This window comes from Pseudomonas sp. MYb118 (genome assembly GCF_040947875.1).
Classification (GTDB): Bacteria; Pseudomonadota; Gammaproteobacteria; order Pseudomonadales; family Pseudomonadaceae; genus Aquipseudomonas.
In genome coordinates this window covers 984,140-1,002,768 of the sequence record NZ_JBFRXN010000003.1, presented here as the reverse complement: position 1 = coordinate 1,002,768, position 18,629 = coordinate 984,140, and the positions used below count along the sequence as shown (strand labels likewise).

At 62.6% G+C, this 18,629-nt stretch carries 15 protein-coding genes; 10 read left to right on the top strand and 5 right to left on the bottom strand.

Annotated features, from left to right (window positions below; all coding sequences use genetic code 11):
• Positions 1 to 10: 10 nt before the first annotated feature.
• Positions 11 to 2,395 (top strand): RND family transporter, encoded by a 2,385-nt coding sequence (locus tag ABVN20_RS25730; RefSeq protein WP_368558590.1) that lies wholly within the window; start codon positions 11 to 13, stop codon positions 2,393 to 2,395.
• A 160-nt stretch (positions 2,396 to 2,555) separates the two neighbouring features.
• On the opposite strand, the gene ABVN20_RS25725 is transcribed toward ABVN20_RS25730, so the two are convergent.
• Positions 2,556 to 3,275 carry a FadR/GntR family transcriptional regulator gene (locus ABVN20_RS25725; protein WP_368558589.1) on the bottom strand — a complete coding sequence of 240 codons (720 nt, stop codon included), beginning with the start codon at positions 3,273 to 3,275 and terminating at the stop codon, positions 2,556 to 2,558.
• A 270-nt stretch (positions 3,276 to 3,545) separates the two neighbouring features.
• Entirely contained in the window at positions 3,546 to 5,282 is a 1,737-nt protein-coding gene (locus ABVN20_RS25720) for an IlvD/Edd family dehydratase (protein ID WP_368558588.1), read from the bottom strand.
• A 194-nt stretch (positions 5,283 to 5,476) separates the two neighbouring features.
• Between ABVN20_RS25720 and ABVN20_RS25715 the strand changes: the two genes are divergently transcribed.
• The 9 genes from ABVN20_RS25715 (at position 5,477) to ABVN20_RS25675 (ending at position 12,419) form a co-directional block, all read left to right on the top strand.
• Complete coding sequence (locus ABVN20_RS25715) at positions 5,477 to 6,799, top strand: MFS transporter (RefSeq protein ID WP_368558587.1); 1,323 nt, start codon at positions 5,477 to 5,479, stop codon at positions 6,797 to 6,799.
• 155 nt (positions 6,800 to 6,954) lie between these two features.
• On the top strand, positions 6,955 to 7,947 hold the full coding sequence (gene araD1, locus ABVN20_RS25710) for an AraD1 family protein (protein WP_368558586.1): 993 nt from the start codon (positions 6,955 to 6,957) through the stop codon (positions 7,945 to 7,947).
• 11 nt (positions 7,948 to 7,958) lie between these two features.
• Positions 7,959 to 9,539 (top strand): aldehyde dehydrogenase (NADP(+)), encoded by a 1,581-nt coding sequence (locus ABVN20_RS25705; protein ID WP_368558585.1) that lies wholly within the window; start codon positions 7,959 to 7,961, stop codon positions 9,537 to 9,539.
• Between the two features lie 191 nt (positions 9,540 to 9,730).
• Positions 9,731 to 10,024, top strand: coding sequence for a DUF5629 family protein (locus ABVN20_RS25700; RefSeq protein ID WP_368558584.1), 294 nt, complete (start codon positions 9,731 to 9,733; stop codon positions 10,022 to 10,024).
• On the top strand, positions 10,017 to 11,186 hold the full coding sequence (locus ABVN20_RS25695; protein WP_368558718.1) for a lactonase family protein: 1,170 nt from the start codon (positions 10,017 to 10,019) through the stop codon (positions 11,184 to 11,186). Before ABVN20_RS25700 ends, ABVN20_RS25695 begins: the two co-directional genes overlap by 8 nt.
• Before the next feature lie 155 nt (positions 11,187 to 11,341).
• Entirely contained in the window at positions 11,342 to 11,521 is a 180-nt protein-coding gene (locus ABVN20_RS25690; protein WP_368558583.1) for a hypothetical protein, read from the top strand.
• Between the two features lie 187 nt (positions 11,522 to 11,708).
• Positions 11,709 to 11,834, top strand: coding sequence for a hypothetical protein (locus ABVN20_RS25685; RefSeq protein ID WP_368558582.1), 126 nt, complete (start codon positions 11,709 to 11,711; stop codon positions 11,832 to 11,834).
• Positions 11,835 to 11,952: 118 nt separating this feature from the next.
• On the top strand, positions 11,953 to 12,165 hold the full coding sequence (locus tag ABVN20_RS25680) for a hypothetical protein (protein ID WP_368558581.1): 213 nt from the start codon (positions 11,953 to 11,955) through the stop codon (positions 12,163 to 12,165).
• Positions 12,162 to 12,419: a hypothetical protein gene (locus ABVN20_RS25675; protein WP_368558580.1), complete on the top strand. Its 258-nt coding sequence runs from the start codon at positions 12,162 to 12,164 to the stop codon at positions 12,417 to 12,419. The genes ABVN20_RS25680 and ABVN20_RS25675 overlap by 4 nt, the downstream gene beginning before the upstream one ends.
• A 128-nt stretch (positions 12,420 to 12,547) precedes the next feature.
• On the opposite strand, the gene ABVN20_RS25670 is transcribed toward ABVN20_RS25675, so the two are convergent.
• From ABVN20_RS25670 to ABVN20_RS25660, 3 genes are read right to left on the bottom strand one after another with little or no spacing between them, the layout of a single operon-like run.
• Complete coding sequence (locus ABVN20_RS25670; protein WP_368558579.1) at positions 12,548 to 13,144, bottom strand: glutathione S-transferase; 597 nt, start codon at positions 13,142 to 13,144, stop codon at positions 12,548 to 12,550.
• Positions 13,141 to 16,782 (bottom strand): AAA family ATPase, encoded by a 3,642-nt coding sequence (locus ABVN20_RS25665; RefSeq protein WP_368558578.1) that lies wholly within the window; start codon positions 16,780 to 16,782, stop codon positions 13,141 to 13,143. The genes ABVN20_RS25670 and ABVN20_RS25665 overlap by 4 nt, the downstream gene beginning before the upstream one ends.
• Complete coding sequence (locus ABVN20_RS25660) at positions 16,779 to 18,023, bottom strand: exonuclease SbcCD subunit D C-terminal domain-containing protein (protein WP_368558577.1); 1,245 nt, start codon at positions 18,021 to 18,023, stop codon at positions 16,779 to 16,781. The genes ABVN20_RS25665 and ABVN20_RS25660 overlap by 4 nt, the downstream gene beginning before the upstream one ends.
• Positions 18,024 to 18,629 lie beyond the last annotated feature (606 nt).

The following is an 18,629-nucleotide window of genomic DNA, read 5'->3' as shown; positions in this document are numbered from 1 at the left end:
GGGCGGAGCTATGACATCCATGACAAGTCATCACCAGGACAAGGCGACGTTCCTCGAGCGCCTGATATTCAACAACCGCCCGGCAGTGATTACCATCTGCCTGTTGGTCAGCATCTTCCTGTTCTGGCAGGCGACGCTGATCCGGCCGTCCACCAGTTTCGAAAAGATGATCCCGCTGGAGCATCCGTTCATTCAAAAGATGATGGAGCACCGCAACGACCTGGCGAACCTGGGCAACACCGTGCGCATCTCGGTGGAAGCCACTGATGGCGACATCTTCTCCAAGGAGTACATGGAGACCCTGCGCCAGATCAACGACGAGGTGTTCTACATCTCCGGCGTCGACCGCTCCGGCCTCAAGTCGCTGTGGAGCCCGAGCGTACGCTGGACCGAGGTGACCGAGGAGGGCTTCGCCGGCGGTGAAGTGATCCCGCAGAGCTACAACGGCTCCCAGGAAAGCCTCGACCTGTTGCGCAACAACGTGCTCAAGTCCGGGCAGATCGGCCGTCTGGTGGCCAACGACTTCAAGTCGAGCATCGTCGATATCCCGCTGCTGGAGTCCTACCCGGACCCGCAGGACCAGGGCAAGTTGCTGGCGCTGGACTACCGCAAGTTCTCCCATGACCTGGAAGAAAAGATCCGCGACAAGTTCGAAAAACAGAATCCCAACGTCAAGATCCACATCGTCGGGTTCGCCAAGAAGGTCGGCGACCTGATCGACGGCCTGGTGATGGTGGTGATGTTCTTCGGTGTCGCCTTCGTCATTACCCTGATCCTGCTGTACTGGTTCACGAACTGCATGCGCAGCACGGTGGCGGTGTTGAGCACCACGCTGGTGGCGGTGATCTGGCAACTGGGCCTGATGCATTTCTTCGGCTTTGGTCTGGATCCGTACTCGATGCTGGTGCCGTTCCTGATCTTCGCCATCGGCATTTCCCACGGCGTGCAGAAAATCAACGGTATCGCCTTGCAGTCCAGCGAGGCCGATAACGCCCTGACCGCGGCGCGGCGCACCTTCCGCCAATTGTTCCTGCCGGGGATGATCGCGATCCTGGCCGACGCCGTGGGTTTCATCACGCTGCTGATCATCGACATCGGCGTGATCCGTGAACTGGCCATCGGCGCGTCCATCGGCGTGGCGGTGATCGTGTTCACCAACCTGATCCTGCTGCCGGTGGCGATTTCCTATGTCGGCATCAGCAAGCGTGCGGTCGAGCGCAGCAAGAAGGATGCGCACCGTGAACACCCGTTCTGGCGCCTGCTGTCGAGCTTCGCCAGCCCGAAAGTCGCCCCGGTGTCGATCGTCCTGGCGTTGCTGGCCTTCGGTGGCGGCCTCTGGTACAGCCAGAACCTGAAGATCGGCGACCTCGACCAGGGTGCCCCGGAACTGCGTCCGGACTCGCGCTACAACAAGGACAACAACTTCATCATCAGCAATTACTCCACCAGTTCCGATGTGCTGGTGGTGATGGTCAAGACCAAGTCCGAAGGCTGCTCGCGCTATGAGGCCATGGCGCCCATCGACGAACTGATGTGGAAGATGCAGAACACCGAGGGCGTGCAGTCGGCGATTTCCCTGGTGACCGTGTCCAAGCAGATGATCAAGGGCATGAACGAGGGCAACCTGAAATGGGAAACCCTGTCGCGCAACCCGGACGTGCTGAACAACTCCATCGCCCGCGCCGATGGCCTGTACAACAACAATTGCTCGCTGGCGCCGGTACTGGTGTTCCTCAACGACCACAAGGCCGAAACCCTCGACCGCGCCGTGCATGCGGTGCAGGAATTCGCCAAGGAGAACAACAAGGACGGCCTGGAATTCATCCTCGCCGCCGGTAACGCCGGGATCGAGGCGGCCACCAACGAGGTGATCAAGAAATCCGAGCTGATCATCCTGATCCTGGTGTACATCTGCGTGGCGGTGATGTGCATGATCACCTTCCGCTCCTGGGCGGCGACCCTGTGCATCGTCTTGCCGCTGGTGCTGACTTCGGTACTGGGTAACGCCCTGATGGCCTTCATGGGCATCGGCGTGAAGGTCGCGACCCTGCCGGTGGTGGCGTTGGGTGTGGGGATTGGCGTGGACTACGGCATCTACATCTACAGCCGCCTGGAAAGCTTCCTGCGTGCGGGCCTGCCCCTGCAAGAGGCCTACTACCAGACCCTCAAGTCCACCGGTAAAGCGGTATTGTTCACCGGCCTGTGCCTGGCCATCGGCGTGTGCACCTGGATCTTCTCGGCCATCAAGTTCCAGGCCGACATGGGCCTGATGCTGACCTTCATGCTGCTGTGGAACATGTTCGGTGCGCTGTGGCTGCTGCCGGCCCTGGCGCGGTTCCTGATCAAGCCGGAGAAACTGGCGGGGCAGAAGGGCAATTCGTTGTTTGCTCACTGATTCCAGGCCGCAATGAAAAAGCCGCAACCCGAGGTTGCGGCTTTTTTATGCCTGAAACTCTCCCCTGTAGGAGCGAGCTTGCTCGCGATGGCGGCGTGTCAGCCAATGTATGTGGCGACTGATACACCGCATCGCGAGCAAGCTCGCTCCTACAGGGAATTCAGGTTGGCTCTGCGCCCAACACCACACTCAACGCACTACGCGCATCATCGAGCTGCACCAGCGTCGCATGCCGGGCGCCCAGCGCGTCGCGGTTCTCGATGGCGGTGAGGATCGCCTTGTGCCGCGGCAGGGCCAGTTCGTGCAGGTTGGGGCGTTGGTTGGAGTGTTTCAACGCTTCGGCGATGGCCACGGCCAGCATGTTGCACAGGTTGGCCAGCAGGTCGTTGTGGGTGGCGTCGGCGATGCGGCTGTGGAAGTCCAGGTCCGGCTGCAACAGGGCGTCGGGGGTCGGCGCGGTTTCCATCCGTTGGTAGGCTTCGCCGATGGCGGCGATGTCGGCCTCGGTGGCGAACTGCGCCGCCAGGGCGGCCGCGGCCGGTTCGATGATGCTGCGCACGCTGGTCAGCAGGTCGAAGAATTCATTTTGCGGACTGCTCTGCATCAACCAGTGCAGCACGTCCGGATCGAGCATGTGCCATTCCTTGCGCTGCTTGACCACCGTGCCGACCCGTGGACGCGAGTACACCAGGCCCTTGGCGACCAGCACCCGGGTGGCTTCGCGCAGCACCGGGCGGCTGACCGCGTACTCTTCACACAGCAGCGCTTCGGCGGGCAGCTTGTCGTCCGGCAGAAAGCGCCCCGAAACGATCTGCATGCCCAGTTCCTGGACGATGCGCGAGTGCATGCTTTTGCGGTCGGAGGGTTTGCGGTAATCCATGGGGAACGGCGCGATCCTGTGTGCTGGGAGGTGTGGCGCATGATAACAGGCAAGACACAAACTTGAGCTGGACGAAAATCAATTGTGAGAGGTCCAGTGCAGGAGCCGCCTGGTGGGGGCTTCACTGTGGGAGCGAGCCTGCTCGCGATGGCGGCTCAACAGGCGACGCATTCATTGCCTGCCATGACGCTATCGCGAGCAGGCTCGCTCCCACAGGTAAAGCCTTCTGCCACAAGACAAGCATCCCCTCGGGGAGAGGGGATGGCGGGTTTAGTGCGAATGCCGCGGCACTTCGGCGCCGCGGCAGCCGACCAGGAAGTCGAAGTCGCAGCCCTGGTCCGCTTGCAGCACATGGTCGATGTACAGCTGGCGATAGCCGCCCACCAGCAATTGCTGCGGCGGTTGCAGGTCGGCCATGCGCGCAGCCAGTTCGGTATCGGGGATGTCCAGGTGCAGGCGGCCGCTGGCGCAGTCCAGCTCGATCCAGTCACCTTCCTTGACCGCCGCCAAAGGTCCGCCGGCCGCCGCTTCCGGTGCCACGTGCAGGACGACGGTGCCATAGGCGGTACCGCTCATGCGCGCATCGGAAATACGCACCATGTCGGTCACGCCCTGGGCCAGCAGCTTGGCCGGCAGGCCCATGTTGCCGACTTCGGCCATGCCCGGATAACCCTTGGGCCCGCAGTTCTTCATGACCAGGATCGAGTTGGCATCCACATCCAGCTCCGGATCGTTGATGCGCGCCTTGTACATGTCGAAGTTTTCGAACACCACCGCACGGCCGCGATGCTGCATCAGCTCCGGCGTAGCGGCCGAAGGCTTGAGCACCGCGCCCAGTGGCGCCAGGTTGCCGCGCAATACGCAGATGCCACCGTCGGCGCGAATCGGGTTGTCGAGGGTGCGGATCACTTCGTCCTCGCCGTAGATCGGCGCGTCCTTGGTGTTCTCACCCAGGGACTTGCCGTTGACGGTCAGCGCGTTCGGGTTGGGGATCAGGTTGGCTTCACCCAGGCGGCGCAGCACCGCCGGCAGGCCGCCAGCGTAGTAGAACTCTTCCATCAGGAAGCGTCCGGACGGTTGCAGATCGACGATGGTCGGCATGCCACGACCGATGCGGGTCCAGTCGTCCAGGTCCAGCTCGACGCCGATACGCCCGGCGATGGCCTTGAGGTGGATCACCGCGTTGGTCGAGCCACCGATGGCGGCGTTGACGCGAATGGCGTTCTCGAAGGCTTCCTTGGTGAGGATCTTCGACAGGCGCAAATCTTCCTTGACCATCTCTACAGCGCGCATGCCGGACATGTGCGCCAGCACGTAACGACGCGCATCCACCGCCGGGATCGCCGCGTTGTGGGGCAGGGAAGTGCCCAGTGCTTCGGCCATGCAGGCCATGGTCGAGGCCGTACCCATGGTGTTGCAGGTGCCGGCCGAACGGGACATGCCGCCTTCGGCCGCGAGGAAATCATCAATCGTAATGGTGCCGGCCTTGACCTGTTCGCTGAGCTGCCAGACCACGGTGCCCGAGCCGATGTCCTTGCCCTTGTGCTTGCCGTTGAGCATCGGCCCGCCGGTGACGACGATGGCCGGGACGTCGCAACTGGCCGCGCCCATCAGCAGGGCCGGGGTGGTTTTGTCACAACCGGTGAGCAGCACCACGCCATCAATCGGGTTGCCGCGAATGGCTTCTTCGACGTCCATGCTCGCCAGGTTGCGGGTCAGCATGGCGGTCGGGCGCAGGTTCGATTCACCGTTGGAGAACACCGGGAATTCCACAGGGAAACCACCGGCCTCGATCACGCCGCGTTTGACGTGCTCGGCGATCTGGCGGAAATGCGCGTTGCACGGGGTCAGCTCCGACCAGGTGTTGCAGATGCCGATGATCGGCTTGCCCTGGAACTGGTGGTCGGCAATGCCCTGATTCTTCATCCAGCTGCGGTACATGAAGCCGTTTTTGTCGGCCGTGCCAAACCATTGGGCGGAGCGCAGGGTGGGTTTCTTATCAGACATGATCGGTTCTCTTATTGTATGACTATATTGTGCGAGCTGAGGCGTACATTAAGCGCAATTTCGTCTCAATGGAAGTGTTGCTCGATTAAATAGTATTACTATATAGTCACTTCCACTGGAGGGATGGCCCTGGCGTTTTTTCGCGAGAGGCGTCCCCCGAGGTTCCATAACAACAACAAACGGAGACCGATCTCATGAGCCAGGAACTGGGGCTTATCCGACGCATTACCTTCAAACTGATTCCCTTCCTGATCCTGCTGTACCTGATCGCCTATGTGGATCGCTCCGCCGTCGGCTTTGCCAAGCTGCACATGGGCGCTGACATCGGTATCGGCGATGCCGCCTACGGCCTGGGTGCCGGGCTGTTCTTCATTGGCTACTTCCTGCTGGAAATCCCCAGTAACCTGATGCTCGAACGCTTCGGCGCACGACGCTGGTTCGCGCGGATCATGATCACCTGGGGCGCCATCACCATCGGCATGGCCTTCGTCCAGGGGCCGAACAGCTTCTATGTGATGCGCTTCTTGCTGGGCGCCGCCGAAGCCGGGTTCTTTCCGGGCGTGCTGTACTACATCACCCAATGGTTCCCGGTGCGCCATCGCGGCAAGATCCTCGGCCTGTTCATCCTGTCCCAACCGATTGCCATGCTGATCACCGGCCCGGTGTCCGGCGGTCTGCTGGGCATGGACGGCATTCTCGGCCTGCATGGCTGGCAGTGGCTGTTCATCGTCATCGGCACCCCGGCGATCCTGCTGACCTGGCCGGTGCTGCGCTGGTTGCCGGATGGCCCGCAACAGGTGAAGTGGATGGACCAGGCAGAGAAAGACTGGCTGGCCGGCGAGCTGAAAAAGGACCTGGCGGAATACGGCCAGACCCGCCATGGCAACCCGTTGCATGCCCTCAAGGACAGCCGCGTGTTGCTGCTGGCGCTGTTCTACCTGCCGGTGACCCTGAGCATTTATGGCCTGGGCCTGTGGTTGCCGACGCTGATCAAGCAGTTCGGTGGCAGTGACCTGGTGACCGGTTTCGTCTCGTCGGTGCCGTACATCTTCGGGATCATCGGCCTGTTGATCATCCCGAGCAGTTCCGACCGCCTGAACGATCGCTACGGCCACCTGGCGGTTCTCTATGTATTGGGCGCCCTGGGCCTGTTCCTCAGTGCCTGGCTGACCCTGCCGGCAGCGCAACTGGCGGCGTTGTGCCTGGTGGCGTTCTCGCTGTTTTCCTGCACGGCGGTGTTCTGGACCTTGCCGGGCCGCTTCTTCGCCGGCGCCAGTGCGGCAGCGGGCATTGCCCTGATCAACTCGGTGGGCAACCTGGGCGGCTACATCGGCCCGTTCGTGATCGGCGCGCTGAAGGAATACACCGGCAACCTTGCGTCTGGGCTGTATTTCCTGGCGGGCGTGATGGTGTTCGGGCTGTTCCTCACTGGCGTGGTTTACCGCCAGCTGGAGCGCAAGCACGTATTGCCAGCCGACCAGTTCGCCGCGAGTGCGCGGGGGGCGAGTCGGACTTGATTGGTTAAAACCCCGATCTTCCCTGTGGGAGCGAGCCTGCTCGCGATAGCGGTGTGACAGTCACCCTGGATGTTGAAGGTGATGACCTCATCGCGAGCAGGCTCGCTCCCACAAAGAGCCTGCATTGAGTACAAGAATTGTTGAAGGAGATTCCCATGCGTCTGGTTCAATTCGAATTGATTAACGGCGAGCGCCGCGTAGGTGTGGTCGAGGGCGGGCTGGTCCGCGAAGTGCAGGACGCGCGCACCGTGCGCGACCTGGCGCTGGCGGCCATCGAGGCCGGTGTCGGCCTGGAGCAGCAGGTCAACGTGCTGGGCCTGGGCATCAGCCATGACTACGCCGAGCTGCTGGCCAAGCTGCGCATCCTGCCGCCGCTGGACCACCCGGACCCGGCACATATGCTGGTCAGCGGCACTGGCCTGACCCACCTGGGCAGCGCTTCGGCGCGGGACAAGATGCACCAGCAGGCCGGTGACGAAACGGCGATGACCGACACCATGCGTATCTTCAAATGGGGCGTGGAGGGCGGCAAACCCCAGGCAGGGCAGGCCGGTGTGCAGCCCGAGTGGTTCTACAAGGGCGATGGCAGCATCGTCGTGCGTCCGGGCCAGCCGTTCCCGCTGCCACCGTTTGCCGAGGACGCCGGTGAAGAGCCGGAAATCAGCGGCCTGTACGTCATCGGCCACGACGGCAAGCCGTATCGCCTGGGCTTTGCGGTGGGCAACGAATTCTCCGACCACGTCATGGAACGCAAGAACTACCTGTACCTGGCTCACTCGAAATTGCGCAGTTGCAGCTACGGTCCGGAACTTCGCGTGGGTGAACTGCCTCAACATCTGGCAGGCACCAGCCGCATCTTGCGCAACGGCGAAGTGCTGTGGCAGAACGAGTTCCTGAGTGGCGAGGCCAACATGTGCCACAGCCTCGAGAACCTCGAATTCCACCATTTCAAGTACAGTCAGTTCCTGCGTCCGGGGGATGTGCACATTCACTTCTTCGGCACCGCGACGCTGTCGTTCGCCGACGGTGTTCGCACGCAGCCGGGTGATGTCTTCGAAATCAGCCAGGCCGAGTTCGGCGCCCCGTTGATCAACGGTATTGCACCGGTCGATGCGGTGTTCGAACCCGGCACCATCGGTACTCTTTAAAGGAAACCGCAATGAGTCAGACACTGGGTCACAACTACATCGGCGGCCAGCGCAGCGCGGCCGGCAGCGTCCAACTGCAAAGCGTCGACGCCAGCACCGGCGAAGCCTTGCCGGGGCATTTCGTGCAGGCCACGCCTGAAGAAGTGGATGCGGCGGCCAAGGCGGCCGCTGCGGCTTACCCGGCGTATCGGCGCCTGAGTGCCGAGCGTCGTGCACAGTTTCTCGACGCGATCGCCGACGAGCTGGACGCACTGGGCGATGACTTCGTTGCCGTGGTCTGCCGCGAAACCGCGCTGCCGGCGGCGCGCATCCAGGGCGAGCGCGGGCGCACCAGCGGCCAGATGCGCTTGTTCGCCAAGGTCCTGCGCCGTGGCGATTTCTACGGTGCACGCATCGACCGTGCGCTGCCTGAGCGCCAGCCATTACCCCGTCCGGACCTGCGTCAGTACCGCATCGGCCTGGGGCCGGTGGCGGTGTTTGGCGCGAGCAACTTTCCCCTGGCGTTTTCCACGGCGGGCGGCGACACCGCTTCGGCCCTGGCCGCCGGTTGCCCGGTGGTGTTCAAGGCCCACAGCGGCCACATGGCCACGGCCGAGCGGGTAGCTGACGCGATCATCCGCGCCGCGGAAAAAACCGCCATGCCGGCCGGCGTGTTCAACATGATCTACGGCGGTGGCGTCGGTGAGGCGCTGGTCAAGCACCCGGCAATCCAGGCGGTGGGCTTCACCGGTTCGCTGCGTGGCGGCCGTGCCTTGTGCGACATGGCTGCGGCGCGCCCGCAACCGATCCCGGTGTTCGCCGAGATGTCGAGCATCAACCCGGTGATCGTACTGCCAGAGGCCCTGCAGGCGCGCAGCGAAACCATCGCCCGCGACCTCACCGCTTCGGTCGTCCAGGGCTGCGGCCAGTTCTGCACCAACCCGGGCCTGGTGATCGGGATTCGCTCACCCCAGTTCAGCGCTTTCGTGCAGCAGGTGGCGGGGCTGATCAACGACCAGCCGGCGCAAACCATGCTCAACGCCGGCACCCTGGGCAGCTATGGCAAGGGCCTGCAAAAACTCCTGGCCCATCCGGACATCACGCACCTGGCCGGCAGCACCCAGCAAGGCAACCAGGCACAGCCGCAACTGTTCAAGGCGGATGTCGGCCTGTTGATTGATGGCGACGAGGTGTTGCAGGAAGAAATCTTCGGCCCGACCACGGTGTTCGTCGAAGTGGCGGACCAGGCGCAACTGACCGCTGCCTTGCACGGCCTGCACGGGCAACTGACCGCCACCCTGATCGGCGAGCCGGGCGACTTCGACCAGTTCGCCGAACTGACGCCGCTGCTGGAGCAGAAAGTCGGGCGCATCCTGCTCAACGGCTACCCGACCGGCGTGGAAGTCTGCGACTCGATGGTCCACGGCGGCCCGTATCCGGCCACCTCCGACGCGCGCGGCACCTCGGTGGGCACCCTGGCCATCGACCGCTTCCTGCGCCCGGTGTGCTTCCAGAACTACCCCGACAGCCTGCTGCCGGACGCCCTGAAAAACGCCAACCCGCTGCGCATCCAGCGCCTGGTGGATGGCCAGCCGTCGCGTGAGGCGATCTGACGTTTAAACACGAAACCTGTTAACTGTGGGAGCGAGCCTGCTCGCGATGAGGGTGTGTCAGACCACATTATTTTGACTGACACACCGCCATCGCGAGCAGGCTCGCTCCCACAAGGGATTGTGTGGTGTTTGTGAAAGGGGTTTGGCTCAATAAGCTATCATTGCCCCTTTCAACTCAAAGACTGACTGCCATGACTGCCGTACCCAACACCTTGCTCGCCGCCCTCGAAACCTGTGACATGCTGGAAATCGACGGGCTGCACGCCTTCGACTTTTCCCTCGATGAAGAAGATCACCTGCACATCGAATGCATGGACGGCCGTGCGCTCAAGCGTTGGGTGTTCAGCATGGCGCAGATCGAGGCGGCGACGTTCGATGCGAGCCTGCAGAGCTGGCTGATCACCGGCGAGTCCGGCGAGCATCGCCTGGTGTGCCTGGACGCCACCGGTGGCGACAACGAGGATGACGAGCATGAGGATGCGTAAGCTCTGGCCATTGCTGATGGCCGGCAGTGTCGGCGCCATGGGGGTGCAGGCGGCGTACGCCGATCAGTATCAGCTGCTGGTGGGTTCCTACACGGCGGGGCAGAGCGAGGGCATTTATCGCCTGGGTTTTGACAGCGCCAGTGGCCAGCTCGCGGCCAAGCCGTTGCAAGTGATCAACAGCGAAAACCCGTCCTGGCTGACCCTGTCCAGGGATCAGCGTCACCTGTACGTGGTCAACGAAAACGGCCCGGGCCAGATGGACCCGGTTGGGCGTGTGAGCAGCTTTGCCATCGACCCCAAGAGCCATCAACTGAGCCTGATCAATCAGGTGCAGAGCCTGGGCAATGAGCCCACGCATTCCAGCCTGAGCGCGGACGCCAGTCACCTGTTCGTCAGCAATTACTCGGTGTCCGAAGATCCGGGCGGCACCCTGGCGGTGTTGCCGGTGGGCGCCGATGGCACGCTCAGGCCCGTGGTGCAGATGAGCAGCCATCCGTCGAGCCGGGTCAATCCCGAGCGGCAGATGTCGGCGCATGTGCATTCGACGGTGTCTTCGCCGGACGGTCGTTTCGTGTTCTCCAACGACCTGGGCGCCGACAGGGTGTTTGTCTATCACTTCGACCCCAAGGCCAACAAGGACAGGCCGCTGGTGCCGGCCGAGCCAGCCTTCGTGCAGTTGCCGCCAGGCAGCGGCCCGCGGCATCTGTTGTTCAGCGCCGATGGCAAGCACGCCTGGCTGACCATGGAAATGAGCGCCCAGGTCGCGGTGTTCGACTACAGCAACGGCACGCTCAAGCAGACGCAGATGGTCGAGCTGGCCGCCGGGCAACCGGTGTCGGACAAGGCCGCCGCAGCGCTGCATGCCTCAACCGATGGCAAGTTCCTCTACGTCAGCAACCGTGGCACTGCCAACCAGTTGCTGGTGTTTGCCATCGACGGGGCGACGGGACAGCTCAAAGAGCTGCAACGCCGTTCCGTGGACGGTGATCACCCACGGGAGTTCAGCCTCGACCCGAGTGGCAAGTTCCTGCTGATCGCCAATCAGAAGAGCAACCAGATTGTCGTGCTGGAGCGTGATCCCAGCAGCGGCCTGCTGGGTAAAACCGTGCAAAAGCTGCCGATGGACGCGCCAAGCGATCTGAAGTTTTTGCTGCGGCAATAGGCCGCAGGCCCCGGTTGATGGGGCCTGTAGCTTTCTATTAATGTCGATGATATTGGCTAGTGCTACAAAAGATTTCAAACGCCGATGCCTCGAAAGTTAAGTTTGCTCCACGGCCTTAACCGGCAAGCAAGCCCACTGACTTCGAGGAAACACCCATGAACTTCAATCTCTTCTCCATCATCGCCGCTTCCGCCATCTCCGCGACCGTTGCTCTGCCAGCCAGCGCCAACGTGGAAGTCAGCGACAAGAAATCCCACACCCAGAGCTACACCCAGAAATACCTGCAGCAAAGCGCCAACTTCTACGCGGCACTGGATCACAAGACCCAAGCCTGAAAGCCCGGCCCTGTAACCTTTATGCAGGAGCGAAGTCACTTGCGTTGATTGAAACCCGAGTGATGTCGCTCCTGCATAACGCGTTTGCGACTATGTCATCGTGCTATCAGCGCAACGCTTGATATCACATGGCCACTGCGATTAGATTGCACGCTGAAGTTCCTGCTCACATAAAAGGATCGACAGTATGGCGATGCGTCTGGCCGTAGTACTTCTTTGTCTGTATTCCTCCCCCATCCTCTCTGCACACACGCCCATTCCCGGCGAGCCCGACGCTGCCCGCGAGCGCATGATTAGTTTTATCGAAGGCTGAAATAGACTGGCTTAATGATCAACAAAGCTGATGGTCACTATGGATAACGCTGAGTGGTTGTTACGGCTTTTTTGATTGATTCTGTGGGTACTGAAACACGCCCACGGAGAATTCCATCATGGCCAGCAGCATTCTTACTTCAGCCAAATACGGCGCCTACCTGGCCATCGGTCTTTACGTGGCGCTGGTGTTGGTCGTCAGCCTTTCGGCTCAATCGCAACGCGACATGGATGCACCTATCCAGGTCGCTCACCCCGGTATCCAGTTCGAACATCGCGTGCAGAACGCCGTAGTCGATCACGTTGACGCGGCGGGAGTGGCAGGCATATGAAAGGGGTCAGACTCTGGGTGATTGCCTTCCTGGCGTTCATGACCAATGGTTCGTCCCTGCTGGGTTTCAGCCAGGGCTCGGCAGGGGGTGTGGCGCGCTCGATAGAGGCCAACCACAACCTGGCGCATAACATCGAAACCGCCAAGGCCATGGGCCTGCTGACGGGCAATCCACCGGTTAAACGCCAGGGGGATTTTTTCGGCCCGTTCCAGATTGATTGCTCGGTGTTGCAGATGTGTGAGGTGTTTGCCTGATTGGAGAATCGCCGACTACCCCCTGTAGGAGCGAGCTTGCTCGCGATGGCGGTGTATCAATCGACATATGTGCCGGCTGACACACCGCCATCGCGAGCAAGCTCGCTCCTACAGGTATGGGGGCGGTGTCATTTTTTCATGATGGATGTAAACAGCTCCGAATCGAGAAACCCCTGCAACCAGCGCTGTAACCTCGGATAAGGCGCCTGCCCGAACCACTCACGGTCCACATGGGCGAACTGGCGCACGAAGGGCATCAGCGCCACGTCCGCCAGGCTCGGCTGGTCTGCCAACAAATAATCCCGTTGTTCCAGCAAGCCTTCGAGCTTGCCCAAGAACACCTCACCCTCACTGCGATAGAACGTCATCGGGTGCTGCGGATACCGCTCGGCGTATTTGTAGCGGTTCAGGTGCAGCTTGAACACCTGATCGTTTTCCTCGATCAACTCTGCGATGGCCGCAGGCCCGGCGGGGTCATTCAACAGTCGCCAATCCTGCGGGTCATGCTGCGCCAGGGCCCAGTGCATGATCGCCAGGCTTTCATCGATCACCTTTCCATCGACGTTCAACACCGGCACCGTACCCTTGCTCGACAACGCCAGCATCTCGGCCGGCTTGGCCTTGAGGCTGACTTCGACGATGTCCAGCGCCACGCCGCTATAGCGCAGGGCCATGCGCGCACGCATGGCATACGGGCAGCGGCGGAACGAGTACAGGGTGATCATTTCACCTCCAGGGTACTGAGGCCGTTGCCCTGGCGTTGCACCTGGATCTGCACCGGAATGCGCTCGTGCATTTCCTGCACGTGGGAGATCACCGCTACCTTGCGCCCCTGGGCCTGCAAGCCGTCGAGGGCGTCCATGGCCAGTTGCAGCGATTCGGGGTCGAGGCTGCCGAAGCCTTCGTCGATGAACAGCGATTCGATCTTCAGTGTGCTCGAGGCCATGGACGCCAGGCCCAGGGCCAATGCCAGCGAGACCAGGAAGGTTTCGCCGCCCGACAACGAGTGCACCGAGCGCAGCTCATCGCCCATCTCGGTGTCCATCACCAGCAGGCCGAGCATGCTGCCGCCGCGCTTGAGGCGATAGCGGCGCACCAGTTGGCGCAGTTGCACGTTGGCGTGGTGCACCAACAGGTCGAGGTTGTAGGCCTGGGCGATCTTGCGGAAGGTGCTACCATCCGCGGAACCGATCAGCGCATTCAGGCGCGCCCAGCGCTGGGCCTCGGCATACGCGGCGGCGATCTGTTGCGCCAGGGCCTGGTTGGCGTTCTGCCGGCGCTGATCTTCGGCCTGCTCGGCGCGTAGCTCGGCGCAAAGCTGTTCGCTGACGGCAAACTGCTGTTGCAGCTCGGCCAGCGCGCTGGCCAGTTGTTCGCTTTCGAGGTTGCCGTTGTGCTGCGCCTGGTGGCTGGCCAGGCGCTTGTCGCGTTCCTCCAGCAACACCTTGGCCTGCTCGATGGCTTTTTCGTTCTGTTGCAGGCGTTGTCGCAGCTCGCCGAGCTGCTGGTCATCGACGCTCAGCAGCTGTTCCAGGCCGCCGTCATCGAGTTCCGGATGCAGGGCGCGCCAGTCACCGATCTTCGCCGCCAGTTCGCCATCTTCACTTTCCAGGGCCGTCAGGCGCTCCTGCTGGGCGTTGAGTTCGGCGCTCAGCTGCACCTGCTGCGTGCGCACCGATTGCAGTTCCTGGTTGGCCGCGCTTTCGGCGCTACGGGCCTGTTCGACCGCTTGGTCCACATGCTGCTGCCAATGCTCGGCGCTGGTGTGGCTGCCGAGCAGTTGGGCCAGCTGCGCCTGGCACGCCTGCTGCTGGTCGGCGAGGGCGGTGTACTGCGCCTGCGCGGTTTCGAACTGCTGGGTGCGGAGCTGTTGGTGATGCTGCTCTTTTTCCAGCGTCTGCTGGCGTTGCTGCTGTTCGCCCAGTTCGTCGCGCTGCTGACCTTGTTGCTCCAGGCGCTGGCTGATCTGCTGGTCAAGCTGCATGAAGGTCGCGGCCGGCTCATTACGCAAGGCTTCCAGCGTGTCGGCGGGCAGCAGGCTGCTGAACGCGTGCAGTTCTTCGTCCAAGCGCTGGCGGTCACTGTTCATTTCGCGCTGCTGATTGAGCAACTGCTGGGTCGCCTGCTGACTGGCGGTCTCCAGGTTGCGCAATTGCTGCTGCAGACGCGCAGCGTCCTGTTGCAGAGTGAGCAGGGCGGTTTGCCGTTGTTCGTCCTGGCTGATGCTCTGGTTCAACTGGCTGTTTTGCTGGGCCAGCCAGGCGTCGCGCTTGTCAGCGTCCTGGTTGAACAGCGACGCCGACAGCGAGTGCGCTTCGAGGCTCGGCGCAAGGCTCTGTTGCTGGGTGAGCAATTGCTCTTGCTGTTGCAACAGTTCCTTTTGCTGGGCGATCACGCCGCCGACTTCGGTGCGCAGGTCGGTGAGCTTTTCCTTGAGCGCGTCCACTGCGCTCTGCGCGTTGGCCTGCTCGTTTTCATCGTGCCGGCCAAGGCTTTGCAACAGCGCCTCGGGCTGATGGTAGGGGTGGTCCGGGCTGCCGCAGACCGGGCACGGCTGATCGTCCTGCAACTGCGCGCGCAGTTCTTCGACACTGGCACTGCGGGCCACGCGCTGGCGTTCGAGCAGTTCGCGGGTGACGCTCAGGGTCTGTTCGGCGACGGTCAGTTCGTTACGGGTTTTCACACCGTCCTGGGTCAGGCGTTCGCGCTCCGTTTGCGCAGTGGCCTGGCGTTGTTGCAGCTCGGCCAGGCGCTGGTCCAGCTCCCGTTGGCTGCTCCACAGGCGCGTCAGTTCTTCAAAGGCGCGCAACTGTTTGCGGTTGTCCTGCAACAGGTTGCCGAGCAACTGGATCTGTTCGGCCACCGCTTCGGGTTCGGCACCGGCTTCCTGGTACAGAACCTCCAGATGCTGTTTCTGCGCCGTCCATTCTTCGTTGGCCCGGCTGGCCGTTTGCTCCAGCGCGGCCAGTTCAGCCTGGCCCTTGTTCAGGCGATTGCCGATCAGCATCAATTGCTGCAGGCGGTCACGGTATGCGTTCCAGGCTTCGCCAAGCGGCGCCAGGTGGTTGCTTTGCTCAAGCAGGCCGGCGATCTGTTGCAGGCGCTCGGCCACCCGTTGTTGCAGGTCGAGCAAACCCTGAACCGTGGTTTGCCCGTCGGTGCAGGCCTGCTCGGCTTGCTGACGCAGGTCGGCGCTGGCGCTGGTGTCCTTGATCAGGCGGGCGAGAGTGCTTTGCGCCTCGAAAGCCTGGCGCAGCAGCGGGACGCTCGCGGTTTGCGCGTCCTGGGCGGCGATCAGCGCCGCGTGTGCGCTGCCCAGGGCCTGCTCGAGTTGCTGCTCACGCGCCTGCAATTCCTCTACTTGCCGGGTGTGCTCCTGGATCTGCGCCGCCAGCGGCGTGAGCCGGGCCCGGAGCTCGCTTTGCCGGGCAAACTGGTGGCGCTGTGGTGCCAGTTGCTCCAGGCGCGTCAGGGTCTGGCGTTCACCGGCCAGTTGCTGCCAATCCTGCTGGGCGCCGTTCAGTTGCTCGCTGGCACTGTGCTGTTCGTCCTGCAAATGTCGCAGTTCTTTCAGCCAGGTGTGTTGCAGTTCCAGCTGTTTGAGTTGCGCCTGCTGTGTCTTGAGTTGCTGTTGCGCCTGATTGAAGCGCTCATCCAGTTCGGCGCGGGCTTGCGGCTCCAGCGGGGTGACGCCGCTGGCTTGATCCTGCAACAGCCTGTGGGCTTCGCGCGCCTCTTTGGTCTTGTCGAAAGCGCGCCGACCCAGGCGCGTGTAGAGCGCGGTGTCGGTGAGCTTTTCCAGCAGTTCGCTGCGTTCGTTGTCGTTGGCCTTGAGAAAGGCGCTGAACTCGCTTTGCGCCAGCAGCACGGCGCGGGTGAATTGCTCGAAATTCAGGCCCAGCACGGTTTCGAGCTGGGTCTTGAACTCGACTTTCTGGCTGGCCAGCAGTTGATCCAGGTCGATGTCGCGCAGGCTCTGGCGACTGGCCTGGAGTTTGCCGGCGGCCTTTTCCCGGGCGCGGTTGGCTTCCCAGCGCGCGCGGTAGCGGCGGCCGTCGATGCCGACGAAATCCACTTCGGCATAGCCTTCACCGGTGCCGCGACGCAGCAGGGTGCGCGGGTCACCGGTGCTGATCTCGCCATCGGCGTCCGGGGCCTTGGCCGACACCTGGGCGTTGCTCAGGCGCGGCACCGCGCCAAACAGCGCCAGGCACAAGGCATCGAGCAGGGTGCTCTTGCCGGCGCCGGTGGGTCCGGTGATGGCGAACAGGCCGGCGCTGGCCAGCGGTTCGGCGGTGAAGTCGATTTCGAAAGGCCCGGCCAGGGAGGCGAGGTTTTTCAGGCGGATCGCCAGAATCTTCATGGCTGCTCGTCCTCCATCTGTACGTCTTGCAGCAACTCGGCGAAGTCCTTCAGCGTCTGCTCATCGACCTCGCTGCCGTAGTTGTCCTGCCAGGCACGGCTGAACAGTTCCTGGGGCGTCAGTTGGTCGAGCTCGATCAGCGCGGCGCCGTCATCGACGCCGTCACGGCTGCCGCTGCCGGCGTATTCGGCAGCGATGCGCACCAGGCGCACGGCCTTGCCTTGCAGGGCGGTTTCCACCTGATTGCGCAGGTCCGGTTGCGGCTCGTCGAGGCGTACCCGCACTTCCAGCCACGGCTGACGCTGGGTTTCGGCCAGCAGGTCGACGTTGGGCAGGTCGGTCAGTTGCAGCAGGATTTCGGCCAGTGGCGCCGGGCCGAGGCGTTGCAGGTTGACGGCGCGGGGGATCAGCCTGGGTTCGACGCTGACCAGTTTGTCGCCGTCGAGCTGAACGTCGAGGATCTGGTGTTTGTAGGCGATTTCGGAAAAGGACAACGGGATCGGCGAGCCGCTGTAGCGAATCCGCGTTTCGCCGTTGACCTTCTGCGGCTTGTGCAGGTGGCCCAGGGCGACATAGCTGATGCTTGGCCCGAACAGGCTGGCCGGCAGGGCTTCGGCGTTGCCGATGATCAGGCTGCGCTCGGAGTCTTCCGACACCGAGCCGCCGGCCATGTGCGCGTGGCTGATGGCGATCAGCGCCTGGCCGCGCTTGCGCTTGGCGTTGGCGGCTTCGATCAGCCATTCGTGCACCTGGCCGATGCCGCGCAGGTAGTCGTCGCCCAGGTGCGCGCCGGTCACTTCGGCCGGGCGCAGGAAAGGCAGCGCCAGGCACCAGGCGACGGTCTTGCCCTTGGCGTCCGGCAGCGGCAACAGCAGGCGCTCGACGTCGAGCTGGCCGTCGTCCAGCCACAGCACGCGACCCAGCGCGTGGGTGCGCAGGCGGCGCATCAACGGTGCTGGCAGTTCGATGCGCGAGCCGGAGTCGTGGTTGCCGGCGATCATCACGATGGTCAGCTTGGGTTGTTGTTCGTGGGCGCTGACGATGAAATCGTACAGGCGCTCCTGGGCTTTGACCGGCGGGTTGACCGTGTCGAAGATGTCGCCGGCGATCAGCAGTACGTCAGGCTGGTCGGCCTTGAGCTGGCGCAACAGCCATTCGAGAAAACAGCCGTGCTCGTAATCGCGATCCTGGCCGTGCAGGTTTTGCCCCAGGTGCCAGTCGGAGGTGTGAAACAGACGCAAGGCGAACTCCGTAGGAAATAAGGTCGTGGCCGCGAGGAAATGGACAGCGGCGAAAGGGGTGGGAGTTTACGGGGAAAGCGGTGGGCAGGGGTAATCGAGGTGATCTTGAGAGCGCTATCGCGAGCAGGCTCGCTCCCACAGTGCGGTGAGTGCTCCCACGATCTGTATGTCAACCGTAACCCTGTGGGAGCGGGCTTGCTCGCGATAGCGGTGTGTCAGATACAGCATTGGCGACTGACAGGGCCCATTCGCGGGCAAGCCCGCTCCCACAGGTTCATGGTTGGAACACAAATGGTGAGAGCACTGATCACACTGTGGGAGCGAGCCTGCTCGCGATAGCGGCCTGTCAGACACAGCATTGGCGACTGATACGGCCCGTTCGCGAGCAAGCCCGCTCCCACAGGTTCGTGGTTGGAACACAAATCGTGTGAACACTGACCACACTGTGGGAGCGGGCTTGCCCGCGAAAGCGGTGTGTCAGACACAACATTTGGCGACTGACACGGCCCCTTCGCGAGCAAGCCCGCTCCCACAGGTTCATGGTTGGAACACAAATCGTGTGAACACTGACCGCACTGTGGGAGCGGGCTTGCTCGCGATAGCGGT

Excerpts from the sequence above, each read along its gene's own strand:
- ABVN20_RS25730 (WP_368558590.1), top strand. The coding sequence starts at position 11 with ATGACATCCATGACAAGTCATCACCAGGACAAGGCGACGTTCCTCGAG.
- ABVN20_RS25725 (WP_368558589.1), bottom strand. The coding sequence starts at position 3,275 with ATGGATTACCGCAAACCCTCCGACCGCAAAAGCATGCACTCGCGCATC.
- ABVN20_RS25720 (WP_368558588.1), bottom strand. The coding sequence starts at position 5,282 with ATGTCTGATAAGAAACCCACCCTGCGCTCCGCCCAATGGTTTGGCACG.
- ABVN20_RS25715 (WP_368558587.1), top strand. The coding sequence starts at position 5,477 with ATGAGCCAGGAACTGGGGCTTATCCGACGCATTACCTTCAAACTGATT.
- araD1 (WP_368558586.1), top strand. The coding sequence starts at position 6,955 with ATGCGTCTGGTTCAATTCGAATTGATTAACGGCGAGCGCCGCGTAGGT.
- ABVN20_RS25705 (WP_368558585.1), top strand. The coding sequence starts at position 7,959 with ATGAGTCAGACACTGGGTCACAACTACATCGGCGGCCAGCGCAGCGCG.
- ABVN20_RS25700 (WP_368558584.1), top strand. The coding sequence starts at position 9,731 with ATGACTGCCGTACCCAACACCTTGCTCGCCGCCCTCGAAACCTGTGAC.
- ABVN20_RS25695 (WP_368558718.1), top strand. The coding sequence starts at position 10,017 with ATGCGTAAGCTCTGGCCATTGCTGATGGCCGGCAGTGTCGGCGCCATG.
- ABVN20_RS25690 (WP_368558583.1), top strand. The coding sequence starts at position 11,342 with ATGAACTTCAATCTCTTCTCCATCATCGCCGCTTCCGCCATCTCCGCG.
- ABVN20_RS25685 (WP_368558582.1), top strand. The coding sequence starts at position 11,709 with ATGGCGATGCGTCTGGCCGTAGTACTTCTTTGTCTGTATTCCTCCCCC.
- ABVN20_RS25680 (WP_368558581.1), top strand. The coding sequence starts at position 11,953 with ATGGCCAGCAGCATTCTTACTTCAGCCAAATACGGCGCCTACCTGGCC.
- ABVN20_RS25675 (WP_368558580.1), top strand. The coding sequence starts at position 12,162 with ATGAAAGGGGTCAGACTCTGGGTGATTGCCTTCCTGGCGTTCATGACC.
- ABVN20_RS25670 (WP_368558579.1), bottom strand. The coding sequence starts at position 13,144 with ATGATCACCCTGTACTCGTTCCGCCGCTGCCCGTATGCCATGCGTGCG.
- ABVN20_RS25665 (WP_368558578.1), bottom strand. The coding sequence starts at position 16,782 with ATGAAGATTCTGGCGATCCGCCTGAAAAACCTCGCCTCCCTGGCCGGG.